This window comes from Acinetobacter sp. ANC 4218 (genome assembly GCF_002135245.1).
GTDB lineage: Bacteria > Pseudomonadota > Gammaproteobacteria > Pseudomonadales > Moraxellaceae > Acinetobacter.
The window spans coordinates 1-13,358 of record NZ_NEGD01000011.1 but is presented as its reverse complement, the minus strand read 5'-3'; the positions used below and the strand labels follow the sequence as shown (position 1 = coordinate 13,358).

Genomic DNA, 13,358 nt, shown 5'->3' with positions numbered 1-13,358 from the left:
ATTGGGCCAAGGCCGGTTTTTTAATCTAATCAGCTTAGATGTGGTAAACATCAATAACTTGGTTGATATAGTCGTTTTTCAGTACCACGTACTTGTTCAGGATTTTTGGCTGTTCGCCAGAGAAATCGATCACATAACGCGACATACCGAAGTAGCTGTAGTTTTTCTTGTAACGGAAACTCAAAGTATTCCAGTTAAAACGTACAGTCACCTGGTCACCGTTTTGTTCCACAATTTCAATGTTGCTGATGTTGTGGCTGGTACGGGTATCCGGCATGGTCGCTGAAGAACGTTCAGTCTTGATACGGAATACACGGTCTTCCAAACCTTGACGGTCCGGATAGAAAATCAGGGAGATTTCAGACTGAGGATCTTCGGTCAAGGTGTCATTGTCGTCCCAGGCTGGCATCCAGAACTGTGCATTCGGAGCGTAGCACTCTAACCAGTTATCCCATTGCTCGTCGTCCAGGAAGCGCGCTTCGCGGTAAAGGAATTGAGCAATATTTTCTAAAGTAATCGCGCTCATGCTTGTTCTCCTGCAGCAGCAATCTCTTTTTCAGCAGCAATTGCTTTTTTCATCAGTTTCAACCAGAACTCGTGTTGAGCCAGGTATAGACCTTCGTCTTCAGTTTTAATGCCAGAAAGTTTTGGTTTTAAACCGATTTCATTGGCAGCATCATCCGGACCTTGGATCCAGTGTTTAGAACCGCGGCTCATATCATTCCATTCAAGCGCGATACCTTGGTAGCCTGCTTGACATGCGCGGAATTCTTCCAGGTCATCCGGAGTTGCCATACCAGACGCGTTAAAGAAGTCTTCGTATTGACGGATACGACGTGCACGTGCTTCAGGTGCTTCACCTTTAGGCGCGATACAGTAGATAGTTACTTCAGTCTTATCGACAGAGATCGGGCGCAGTACACGGATTTGTGAACCGAACTGATCCATGAAGTAAACGTTTGGATAGATACACAGGTTACGAGAACGCTCGATCATCCATTTCGCCATGGCTGCACCGTATTTCTCGGTGTATTCGTCTTTTTTCGGGAAGTTTGGACGGTCTTCTGGGTTAGCCCATTGCGTCCAAAGCAACATGTGGCCATTTTCGAAACCGTAAGAACCACCGCCTTGTTTACCCCAAGAACCAGCACTCATCGCACGGATGTTGTCGCCGCCTTGTTTTTCTTTGCGTTGCTGAGTTGTCGCAGCGTAGTTCCAGTGAACTGCAGACACGTGGTAACCATCAGCGCCGTTTTCAGCAGTCAGTTTCCAGTTGCCTTCGTAGGTATAGGTAGATGCACCACGCAGAACTTCAAGACCTTCTTCAGACTGACCTACGATCATGTCGATGATTTTGGTTGCTTCACCAAGGTATTCTTCAAGAGAAGGAACGTCCGGGTTCAAGCTACCGAACAGGAAGCCTTTGTAGTTTTCAAAACGTGCAACTTTTTTCAGGTCGTGTGAACCTTCTTTGTTGAAGCAGTCAGAATAACCCGCATCGCTTGGGTCTTTAACTTTTAACAACTTACCAGAGTTGTTAAATGTCCAGCCGTGGAAAGGGCAGGTATAAGTTGCTTTGTTACCGCGTTTGTAACGGCAAAGCTCTGCACCACGGTGTGAACAGGCGTTGATCATTGCGTTTAATTCACCGTTACGGTTACGCGCAATGATGATTGGCTGACGGCCAATGTTCGTGGTGTAGTAATCGTTGATATTCGGAATTTGGCTTTCATGTGCCAAGTAAACCCAATTGCCTTCAAAGATATATTTCATCTCTAAGTCAAATAAGGCTTCATCAGTAAATACTGAACGATGGAGTTTGAATTCACCTGTTTCATAATTTTCAACAAGTAATTCATCGATACGATCTAGATGGCTGGTATTGATTACAGGAATACGTGGCATGTCCGTTCTCCGACTTTCCAAATTTTAGGGAAGTCACCACAGCGCTTCATTGCCCTTCTTTGGGAATGAAGCGCTGCAGTTCCTTATTTGCTAATTAAGCGCTTGCGCGACGACGTTCAACTTCAGTAGAAGGAGCACCTTCTTTGTCTTTTTGAAGTACAACGTCGAACTGGATGTGTTTGAAAGGACCTTTCAAGCCGCGACGCGCAATTTCAGCTTCGTCAGTAACGTCAACCGCACTTGCTACCAGACCTTCACGAGTACCGAATGCGAAGTCATCCCAAAGGTATTTGTCGCCTTCGATGTTGAACTGAGTTGTCAACTTGCGGTGACCTGGTGCAGAGATAAAGTAGTGCACGTGCGCAGGACGCTGACCGTGACGAGAAAGCTTGTTCAACATGTGCTGTAACGGACCTTCAGGGTTCAAACCGTAACCTACAGGCATAGTGGTTTGCGCAGTGTAGTTACCGTTTTCATCACTCAGGATGGTACGACGAAGGTTGAAGTGCGACTGAGATTTGTCGAAGTAAGAGTAGTTACCGTTGCTGTTGGCATGCCACATTTCTACTTTAGCACCAGAAAGAACTTCACCATCAGTGTCAGTTACTTTACCTTCGATGATAAGTGTCGGGATTTTACCTTCTTCAGTACCATCGTCCATGCGAGCGAAACCTGTTGATTCAGGTGCACCAGCAACATATAGAGGGCCTTCGATTGTACGTGGTGTACCACCGGTTAAACCTGCTTTTGCATCAGCTTCATCAGCACGCAAGTCCAGGAAGTGTTCCAGGCCGATTGCTGAACCTAACAGTGCAAATTCATCAGCTTTTGCCATGTCGATCAGCGCTTCTACACCTTTCCAAACTTCAGACTGGCTTAGGTCAAGATCTTCAATGGCTTGGTAAAAGTCTGTAACCAGACGAACAACAACTTGTTGTAAACGGGCATCTACTGGACCTTCAGAAGTGTCTACGTTACAAGCTTTAACTACATTTTCAATGGTTTGACGATCCATTTTATTACTCCTTGGATGGGTGCTTTGGTGGCGAATATCTCTGCTTAAAGAGATAGATTGCTGCCACTTTCCTTGTTTGCTACTTGGTATGTTAAATATGTTTTTTTGTGAAACTGGAACAAAGGCTTATTCCAGTTTTCAGGGTTAAATCAGGTGTCATCTTCACGAACAGATGAGGGGTGACGGTTTAATGCCATCACTTCAATGTTCATGTAAGGGTAGAGCGGAAGACCCTGTAAAATGTTATGCAGTTCTTCATTGCTCTCAACATCAAAAATACTGATGTTTGAGTATTGGCCAGTAATGCGCCAGATATGACGCCATTTGCCTTGACGCTGCAATTCCTGTGAATAAGCCTTTTCAACGGCTTTAATTTCATTCGCCTGTTCAACGGGCATATCACGTGGAATATTTACATCCATTCGTACTTGGAAAAGCATGGGTTTCTCCTGATTACTGACGACGCAAGTTGTCAATCTTGTTTTCATCCAGCTCAATACCCAGACCTGGACCGTTCGGAATCTCAAGTTCAAAGTTCTGATAGTTGAGCGGGGTTTTCAAAATATTTTCGGTAAGCAGCAATGGACCAAACAGTTCGGTTCCATACGCCAGATTTTCAAAGGTAGAGAAGACATGAGCAGAGGCAATCGTACCCACCGGGCCTTCCAGCATGGTGCCGCCGTACAGGTCGATACCTGCCAGTTTAGCGACTTTTCCAACCTCACAGCCTTCAACCAAACCGCCTGATTGGGCCACTTTTACTGCAAAAACTGATGCACCATTGTTACGTGCAATTTGATAAGCTGAGTGAGGACCCATCAAGGATTCATCCGCCATGATGGCCACATCAAAACGGCGAGTCAGGCGTCGCATTGCATCCAGATTGTCAATTGCACATGGCTGTTCAATCAGATCAACACCACCATCTTGTAACAACTGAATACCCTTGATCGCTTCAAGCTCAGACCAGGCACGGTTTACATCGACACGAATCGAAATGTCTTTGCCCAAGGCTTTCTTGATAGCCAGTACATGTTCAACATCTTCTTCAACCGGGCGTGAACCAATTTTCAGTTTGAACACATTGTGGCGTTTTGCCTCAATCATTTTCTGCGCTTCAGCAATATCTTTCTCGGTATTACCTGAAGCCAATACCCAAAGTACCGGAATACTGTTTCGTAAACGTCCACCTAAAACTTCACTGAGTGGTAGGTTAAGACGTTGCGCCTTAATATCCAGCAGGGCAGTCTGAATGGCACATTTGGCAAAACGGTTGCCATTAATATTTTTTTTGATTACCTGTAATGTTTGTGCAACATTTAAACCGGATAATGTTTTTAAAAGCGGTGCGAAATAAGTATCAATATTAACTTTGACACTTTCCGGGCTTTCTTCACCATAGCCTAATCCACCAATAGTGGTTGCTTCGCCCCAGCCTACATAACCATCTTCTGTGGTAATTTTAACCAACACCAGTGTCTGGGTTTGCATGGTCGCGACAGCCATCTTGTGGGGACGGATGGTTGGAATTTCCACCAGCAACGTTTCTATAGACTTATACATCTTTAAAATTCTCGATCTTGCTTTATGCCTGTCTTGTGATATACCTTAAAGGAATAGTTTTAATTGGTCGAAGATCAATTTTGCATTTTTTTATACTTTAAAGGTATTTTTGACTATGGAACTTAGACATCTACGTTACTTCGTTGCAGTGGTTGAAGAGCAAAGTTTTACCAAAGCGGCTGAAAAACTCTTTATTGCTCAACCTCCTTTAAGCCGACAGATCCAAAATTTAGAGCAAGAGCTAGATATTCAGCTGTTTGAGCGGGGTAGTCGCCCACTTAAGACTACGGAAGCAGGACAATTTTTTTATCAGCATGCGGTTAAACTTTTGTCTAATGCTGAAGAAATAAAATCGATGACGAAACGTATCGGGATTACCGATCGGACCATTACCATTGGTTTTGTCGGTTCTTTATTGTTCGGTTTGCTATCGCGCATCATGTTTCTTTTTAAACAGCAGCATCCTTATCTCAAGATTGAAATGATGGAAATGAATACCTATGAGCAGATTCAGGCGCTTAAAGAAGGAAAGATTGATGTCGGCTTTGGCCGTTTAAGAATTTCTGACCCTGCGATTAAACGTGTACTACTTCGTGAAGAGCCTCTTGTGGCGGCAGTGCATGCCAGCCATCCTTTAGGACAGCGTTCTGGTGTGAACCTGTCGGAACTGGTAGATCACCAGTTATTCTTGTATCCCAATACTGGCAAGGCCAATTTTGCCAGTCAGGTCCGTGGTATATTTTCCGAGTATGGACTGGAACCCAAAAATGTTCGTGAAGTACGTGAACTGCAGCTTGCACTCGGTTTTGTTGCAGCAGGAGAGGGAATTTGCCTGGTGCCGGAAAGTGCCAAAAACATTAAATTGGCGCATTTAAACTTTATACCGATATTAGACAGTTTTGCGGTGAGTCCAGTCTTTATGGCCATTCGTAATATGGATGAAAGTGAATACATCCATTTCCTGTTTGATGCGGTATATCAGGTTTATGACCTGGAAGCGGTGCAATATGATCGTGCCGTGTTCTGATCAGGCACAGTAAAAAAACAACCCTAAAAACCTTAAATATAGAAAATTTCTCCAAATAATGAGACTCAATAAAATTTTTTTATATAGAAAGGTGATGGGTCTCATGGTCTTTAATATATCTAAAGCATAGTAAATACAGGATTTTGACCTAAACCAGACTTTATAGGTATAGAAACATGCCTATTCAGTTTTGGACATTTTTTCGCATCTTCTGCATTGTGAGCACCAGAAACTGAACTTCACAATTAGGAGGTGGAGATGTCTACAAATAAAGTGAATATTAATACGCTGATCGATGAGGCAAAATTTACGCCATTTCACTGGGGTGTGTTGCTTTGGTGTCTGTTGATCATTATCTTTGACGGTTATGACCTGGTAATTTATGGGGTAGCTTTACCACTCCTGATGCAGGAATGGGCACTCAGTACCGTACAGGCAGGTTTGCTGGCCAGTACTGCATTATTTGGCATGATGTTCGGTGCCATGAGCTTTGGTACTCTCTCTGACAAGATTGGCCGTAAAAAAACCATCATGATCTGTGTTGCACTTTTCAGTGGTTTTACCTTTTTAGGTTCTTTTGCCAGCAACCCTACTGAGTTCGGTATTCTTCGCTTCTTAGCCGGTTTGGGAATTGGTGGCGTAATGCCAAACGTGGTTGCCCTCATGACCGAATATGCACCAAAACGTATCCGTAGCACGCTGGTTGCCCTGATGTTTAGTGGTTATGCGATTGGTGGAATGTCATCTGCATTATTGGGCGCATGGTTGGTTCCACAGTTTGGCTGGAAAATCATGTTCCTTCTTGCCGGTACTCCATTATTACTTTTGCCGGTTATCTGGAAATTCCTGCCAGAATCGCTGATGTACCTGACTGTTAAAAAAGAAACAGAAAAGGCCCACGTCATTATCCAAAAATTGTCACCAGAACAGCAGATTACAGCTCAAACTGAATTTGTCCTGAATGAGGTGAAAAAAGGCGATGAAGCTCCACTCAAAGCATTATTCCAGCAAGGTCGTAGTTTCAGTACTTTCATGTTCTGGATTGCATTCTTCATGTGCTTATTGATGGTGTATGCATTAGGCAGCTGGTTGCCAAAATTGATGATCCAAGCAGGTTACTCACTTGGCGCAAGTATGATCTTCCTGTTTGCCTTGAATATTGGCGGCATGATTGGCGCGATTGGTGGTGGTGCATTGGCTGACCGCTTCCATATCAAAAAAGTACTCGTAATTATGTTTATATGCGGTGCAGCAGCGTTAATTTTACTTGGTTTCAACAGCCCACAAATCGTGTTGTATACCTTAATTTCAGTAGCAGGTGCAGCAACCATTGGTTCACAAATCTTGTTATACACCTTCGTCGCACAGTACTACCCATCAACTGTACGTTCTACCGGAATGGGCTGGGCATCAGGCATTGGTCGTATTGGTGCAATTGTTGGACCAGTATTAACAGGTGCGTTATTAACCATGAACTTACCCCACCAAATGAACTTCTTTGCTATTGCGATTCCAGGTGTAATTGCGGCGTTAGCAATCTTAATGGTGAATTTAAAAGCTTCTGTAGATGCTAAGGCTCTTACAGAGTCTAGTGCAAACAGCAATCTAGTTGCACAAGAATCAACCCAATAATTTCTTTACCTTTCCATTAATCTACTGTCATCAATGATATAGATCGCCATCGTAAGCGATGGTGATCTGTTGCTAGAATTTGACGGCACAATAACAAGCGAGTTTAGGATGAACGCGAAAACATTAACCCAAACAACTGATTTACAAGTAACAACGGTTCGACCAAATATGCAGCGTACGCTCATGATGAGCATGATTGCATTAAGCATGGGGGGTATGAGTGTTGCAGCGCAAGCACAAACCCAGCAGCAAAATGAAATTGAACAGCTCAGACAGGAAGTTCAGGCTTTACGCAGTTTGGTGGAGCAGCAAAAAGTACAGAATGCACAAACTGCAACAGCAATTGCTAACGTACAACGTACTGCAGCAACTGTGCCAGCGAACCCTGTATTAAAAACTGCCAAAGGTGCCGAGTTTAATTTATATGGTAACGTGCGTTTAGATGCCTCTTATAAGGTTGATGGCGGTCCTATCGATTGGCCATATAACCAGATCAATAACGTGGCACTGGAAGGTACTGCCGGAAATAGCGACCGTTTAAGCTCGACTTTATCTGCAACGCGTTTAGGCCTTGATTTTAAAACTCAGGCTGCTGAGCAAGAGGTCAAGGGTAAAATTGAAGTCGACTTTTTGGGTGGAGCCAACTTCGATAATCTGCGTATCCGTCATGCCTATGTAAATTATGGTAACTGGTTGTTGGGTCAAACCTGGTCAAACTTTGCAGTACCGGATTATATGCCAGAAACCATTGATGCAAATGCATACGTTGGTGGTGCTGTGAAACGTACACCACAAGTGCGTTATACCGCAAAATTTAATCCACAAACCAATTTGGTGTTAGCTGCTGAAGATCCGAAAGATAAATTGGTTACTGATAAGGTGATCACTCAGCGTTTACCGGCGTTAACCGCACGTTTAAATCATCAATTTGCAGATAACTTGAATGTTAGCGTACGTGCCATGGGCCATGAAAAGCGTATCAATTCTGAAGAAGAAATGGCATGGGGGGTAGGGGTAGGTGCAAAGTATGATGTTGTACCTGGTATCACCTTAAAAGCCGATTATTACCATGTTAAAGGCGATAGCAGCTTCGTATCATTTGCCAATAAAGGTGTTGTTGTAGAAGCAGATGGTAGTCTTGTACAAAACGAATTTGATTCTATTATGCTAGGTGTTACCCAAAAATTTAGTGACAAATTACATGGCACTTTGGGCTACGGCTATATGACTTTTGATAAAGATCAAAATTATCTGGATGCTCCTGGAAGTGCAGCTACAGCCAATAAAGACCTCTGGCAAGCCTGGGCAAATGTTTTTTATAGCCCAACCAAGCCTTTGAGTTTTGGTCTTGAATATGTCTATGGTGAACGTGAAACTTTTGCTAGCAAGACAGGTGAAGACAACCGCTTAAATGCAGTTGCAATCTATAATTTCTAATAGTCCCCTAAATAAAGACCTCTTATTATGTACTACATAGTAAGGGGTCTATTTTTATATGTATATTGTGATCATTTGAGAGCCGAAACCTGAGCCAGAACAAAGCACAGCTAGGGACTAGATCTTTTTTTGCTATTACCTCATTGTGAACCACTCGTTTAGAATGACTAAATTTAGTATTTCTTGCCTCACATCCTCTAAAAAATACTTGCACTCGCAAATATAGACGAATTATCAACAGATCCTCATTTTCTATTACTGAATTTCGCACAGTGAAAATTAGTGCATAGCCACGATAAGGTCTATCAAAAGATCAATAGAGATATCTGGAATTTTGGCGACCCTTCCGTTTAAGTTAAACTGGCTTATGAATTTTAAAGTAGTAAAAATACGGAAATAGGTGTAAGCGGGGTTATTTTTCGTTTATCTTTATACGGCTTATTTGAATCCTAGCCAATTCACAACCGGCCGATCACCACCAGAGTGTAATGGTTTAATTTCATGAGGCTTTTCAAAAAATCTTATTGTCAATAACAAGTTGAAGCATACAATTCTACAGAGCAACAGTACTTGCTGTTAGATGTACCAAGCTCTTAAGCTGAACTGGAGAGATTCATTGCGCGTTGTTCGCTATAAATTTGTGATTATCATCCTGCTGCTCATACTTGCAGCAAGCTATGCTCTATTTCGATGGTGGCAGGGACCTGTGTTACCTGGATATACCCTGACATACAGGCCTCTGGTGCAAAATGTGGTAGCGACTGGCCGTGTAGCGACCGTATCACGTGCTCAGGTGGGCAGCGAAATTACCGGTGTCGTTCTTGAGCGGTTTGTGCAGGAAGGTGATCAGGTGGTGCCGGGGGATTTACTGCTCGTCCTAAAATCGGATGAACTGCTTGCACAGGTACGACAAGCCGAAGTGGCTCTGACCGAACTCGCAACCAGCCGGCGTCCACAGGCAGTAGCAGAACTGGCCACTGCCAAAGCCCAGCTGGAACAGGCCAGTCGGGAAGCAGCACGTAGACGTAATCTAGAAGCTGGCATACTCTCAGCAGAAGAAATAGAACAGGCTGTGGAAGCGGAAAGAGTCGCCCGCAATAATTTTGAAACAGTACGTCTAAAAACAGCAGCATTGGCACCAGGTCAAGTCGAGGAAGCCAAGCTTCGTGAGCAACTTGCTGCAGCCCAGGCTCAACTGGCCAAAACTAAAATTCGCTCTACAGTCACGGGTACGGTACTCACTCTGGATGTGGAACCGGGTGATCTGATCCAACCAGGTCAGACTTTATTTAGCATCGCATTGAAGGGCAATACAGAAATTCGGGTGCCTTTAGATGAGCGAAATTTACCGCAACTTGCTTTACAGCAAAAGGCAACGGTCATTTCCGATGCCTATCCGGATCAAGCTTTTCCGGCCCGGATCAATTTTATAGCCCCAAGCATTGACCCGCAGCGTGGTACGGTAGAGGTTCGCTTAGCCGTCGATCCGGTGCCTGATTTTCTGCGTCAGGATATGACGGTGTCGGTGAATGTCGAGACCAACAGACGAGAACGGGCATTGGCTATTCCGAATGATGCTTTAAGCAGTATCAAAGGCGATAAGGCCAGTGTGCTATTGGTACATGATGGAAAAATAAAACATCAGCAAGTCAGCTTAGGTTTACGTGGCCTGGCCATGTCAGAAGTGGTTTCAGGTTTGAGTGATGGTGATCAGGTGCTGGCCAATGCCGAATCCTCCTTAACAGAGGGTGCGAGGGTACGCTTAAAACAGCAAAAAACACCCTGGAATCATCAGGCTGATGATACAGGTAGTAAAAATGAATTACCGGTGAAATTCGATTGAAAAACTTTTTCGGGCGGCTCTGGACAGAATGGACAATCGCAATCAGTTTTTTGCGTGAAGGCCGTGCACAATCCATCATGATTACTGTGGGTGTTGCAGTGGGTGTGGCTGTCATCATTTTTATCAGTGCTTTAATTCAAGGATTGCAGTCGAATATTGTCGAACGTACTTTAGGTACTCAGGCGCATATCCGTTTGCTTTCACCGGATGAGGTGAACCAAATTGTGCCGCCTGCTGCAGGGACGGTGCAATTATTGCAGGAAGACAAGCGTGCACAGCGACTGCGTTCAATCAACAATTGGCAGCAGATTACCGAAACCCTGGATCAGTTGCCGGTACTGACCGCCGTATCTCCGGTGGTATCCGGGCCGGCCTTTGTGCAACGGGGGGATGCCATTCAATCAGTTGCCTTGGTGGGTATTAATCTTGAACGTTATCAACAGATCATCCCGCTGAAAGAATATCTGCTGAGTGGTCAGTTGCGCATCGGTGCAGACGATGTAATGATTGGCAGTCAGCTCGCCAAAGATCTGGGTGTGCAGGTGGGAAGCAAGTTACGGCTGGATACGGGGCGGGAGAACAGTGCATTGGTCAATGTGGCCGGGATCTTTGAACTTGGGGTACGCGAACTGGATGCGCGCTATGTGTATCTGGACTTGAAACAGGCACAGTCCTTACTCAGTTTACCTGGTGGAGTTACAGTGATTGACCTGACTATTTCAGATATTTTTGAGGCAGACAATATTGCTGCACAGATAGGACGCTTGACCTCATTAAAAGCCGAAAGCTGGATTAAAACCAATGCTCAGCTGATGAATGCAATTACCGCTCAGAGCCTGTCAACCAATATGATTATTATCTTTGTGGCAATTTCCGTGGCATTTGGAATTGCCAGCGTTATGTCGGTCAGCGTGGTGCAGCGTACCCGGGAAATCGGTATTTTACGCGCGACTGGCGCGACCCAATTGCAAATTTTACGAATTTTCCTGTTTCAGGGCGCAATATTTGGCCTGCTGGGTTCAGTTTTAGGCAGTGCGGTCAGTTATGGTCTGGTGTGGATATTCAACACCTTTGGCCCGGGTCTGTTTTACATTCCTCTTTCGATCAATCTGGTAATACTGGCCTTGTTACTGGCTACGCTGACTGGCGTACTGGCTGCTGCGATACCATCGCGCCGGGCAGCAGCATTGGACCCTGTGGAGGCGATTCGTCATGTCTGATCAGTCTCAGGAAGTACTGCGCCTAGAAGCGCTGCATAAATCTTATAATATCGGGCAGCCCAATGAAGTTGAAGTATTACATGGAATCGATTTGCGTATCGCCCGCAATGATTTTGCTGCGCTGATTGGTCCATCCGGTTCCGGTAAAAGTACCTTATTGAATATTTTAGGTTTGCTGGATAAACCTAGCAGCGGTGAGCTGTATTTGCTGGGTCAGCCAACCAGTCGCATGGATGATGCCGGACGTACTGCGCTACGCGGCAACAGTATCGGTTTCGTGTTTCAGTTTCATCATCTTATTCAGGCTTTTACTGCCTTAAACAATGTACTTATGCCGTTAATGCTGACACATGGCAAGCCGGACAAACAGGCACTGGAGCGAGCGCGTGAACTGCTTGCAGCAGTCGGTCTTGAACAGTTTGCGGATCGTAAACCGAATGAACTTTCGGGAGGGCAGCAACAGCGGGTGGCGATTGCCCGGGCACTGATTACGGAACCAGCGCTATTATTAGCTGATGAACCTACAGGGAATCTGGATACCCAGACGGCTGCAGAAATGTTTGAACTGTTCCGTAAAGTGCATCGCGAACGTGATTGTGCTGTACTGCTGGTAACGCACGACCCACGTCTGTCCGCGACCTGTGATCGCACCATCAATCTGGTGGATGGTCGTATTCAAAGTGATTCAGCAAATCATTAAACCAGCTCCTTTATCTTAAAATTCTAATCTTGATCTTAGCCACCCACTGAACAGCTATATGCAGATCTCTATAAGAAAACAAACGCTGAATTAAAAGAAGAAATGGGTGATTGCTGATGTATAGGATCATTGAGTTAATCTTTATTTCTATTTGCATTTGTCTTGTTTCTTACGCTTTTTTCACTGTCATTTTCTATGTTTCAGGTTGGGGGATGGCTAAATGAAAATTAATGCAATTCACCAGATCGACCTTGCTGAATGTCCTCGTTGTCATTCAATCATGTTCAAAGGTCTTATTTCATTCCATTTAACTCGTTGCTTGGGGTGATCTTCATGTCTAATAAATATGATCAAAAAACAATCAAAACCCGTAAAAACACGGGGGGAAAGTACCCTAAATAAGCAATTCCATAGCCCTGAATCTAGTCTCCTGACTGATTTTTCCACCCCCATTTATAACATGCAGGTTACGATTGACTAAATTTGAATCAAAATAGGGCTGATTTAAAAAATATTATAGATATAAAAGTTGTGAGGCTGTTTGTCATATTTTTTATTCTTTTTTATTTCTGTCTGGAGAGATCAATGAGAGAAGCAATTCTTGATGTGCTTTGTAGTCATAAATTTCTATTTATTTCTATTTTTATGTTTAGCATTTCTTACTTTGTTATGGCAGTTATCTCTACAGGATAAATTTGGCTCACGGATTTCGGCATAACGTATATTATGTTCATTAAGATACTTCACTGGAGAGATTAATATGTTGGTGAATCTCTCCAGTGAAGTTGCGCCAACGGCTGAGTTATGTAGGGCGCAATCTTGGATATCTTATTTAACATAATATACATTATACGAATTAGTCTTGTTAGAACCCATTCAAAATGTCTATATTCTCACCAATAAAAATGTCTAGTTTATGATGGTTTTTATCACCATGGACTGGATATAAAATATAGATGCTGATCACTATGTCTGACAAAGAAATTCAACGTCTTGCAGTTCTGCAAGACGTTCGA

11 protein-coding genes are annotated in these 13,358 nt (G+C 43.9%); 6 read left to right on the top strand and 5 right to left on the bottom strand.

From position 1 onward, the window contains the following. Positions 1-34 precede the first annotated feature (34 nt). The 5 genes from benB to B9T38_RS11550 all read right to left on the bottom strand — a co-directional run bounded on the left by benB (position 35) and on the right by B9T38_RS11550 (position 4,483). Entirely contained in the window at positions 35-526 is a 492-nt protein-coding gene (benB, locus tag B9T38_RS11570; RefSeq protein ID WP_086196942.1) for a benzoate 1,2-dioxygenase small subunit, read from the bottom strand. Next, entirely contained in the window at positions 523-1,905 is a 1,383-nt protein-coding gene (gene benA / locus B9T38_RS11565; RefSeq protein ID WP_086196941.1) for a benzoate 1,2-dioxygenase large subunit, read from the bottom strand. The genes benB and benA overlap by 4 nt, the downstream gene beginning before the upstream one ends. A 94-nt stretch (positions 1,906-1,999) precedes the next feature. Then, positions 2,000-2,920 carry a catechol 1,2-dioxygenase gene (gene catA, locus B9T38_RS11560; protein WP_086196940.1) on the bottom strand — a complete coding sequence of 307 codons (921 nt, stop codon included), beginning with the start codon at positions 2,918-2,920 and terminating at the stop codon, positions 2,000-2,002. Between the two features lie 149 nt (positions 2,921-3,069). Further along, positions 3,070-3,360, bottom strand: coding sequence for a muconolactone Delta-isomerase (catC, locus tag B9T38_RS11555; protein ID WP_086196939.1), 291 nt, complete (start codon positions 3,358-3,360; stop codon positions 3,070-3,072). 13 nt (positions 3,361-3,373) lie between these two features. Next, a complete protein-coding gene (locus B9T38_RS11550; RefSeq protein WP_086196938.1) occupies positions 3,374-4,483 on the bottom strand; it encodes a muconate/chloromuconate family cycloisomerase in 1,110 nt (369 codons plus the stop codon). Between the two features lie 115 nt (positions 4,484-4,598). On the opposite strand from B9T38_RS11550, the gene B9T38_RS11545 reads away from it, so the two are divergent. The 6 genes from B9T38_RS11545 (at position 4,599) to B9T38_RS11520 (ending at position 12,342) form a co-directional block, all read left to right on the top strand. After that, entirely contained in the window at positions 4,599-5,510 is a 912-nt protein-coding gene (locus tag B9T38_RS11545; RefSeq protein WP_086196937.1) for a LysR family transcriptional regulator, read from the top strand. Between the two features lie 258 nt (positions 5,511-5,768). Next, the gene (locus tag B9T38_RS11540; RefSeq protein WP_086196936.1) at positions 5,769-7,142 is read left to right on the top strand and encodes an aromatic acid/H+ symport family MFS transporter; all 1,374 of its coding nucleotides are present in this window, start codon (positions 5,769-5,771) and stop codon (positions 7,140-7,142) included. 168 nt (positions 7,143-7,310) lie between these two features. Beyond that, entirely contained in the window at positions 7,311-8,579 is a 1,269-nt protein-coding gene (locus B9T38_RS11535) for a DcaP family trimeric outer membrane transporter (RefSeq protein ID WP_086197076.1), read from the top strand. 616 nt (positions 8,580-9,195) lie between these two features. Further along, positions 9,196-10,422: an efflux RND transporter periplasmic adaptor subunit gene (locus B9T38_RS11530; RefSeq protein WP_086196935.1), complete on the top strand. Its 1,227-nt coding sequence runs from the start codon at positions 9,196-9,198 to the stop codon at positions 10,420-10,422. Next, on the top strand, positions 10,419-11,642 hold the full coding sequence (locus B9T38_RS11525; protein ID WP_086196934.1) for an ABC transporter permease: 1,224 nt from the start codon (positions 10,419-10,421) through the stop codon (positions 11,640-11,642). Before B9T38_RS11530 ends, B9T38_RS11525 begins: the two co-directional genes overlap by 4 nt. After that, complete coding sequence (locus tag B9T38_RS11520) at positions 11,635-12,342, top strand: ABC transporter ATP-binding protein (protein WP_086196933.1); 708 nt, start codon at positions 11,635-11,637, stop codon at positions 12,340-12,342. Before B9T38_RS11525 ends, B9T38_RS11520 begins: the two co-directional genes overlap by 8 nt. Positions 12,343-13,358: the final 1,016 nt, after the last annotated feature.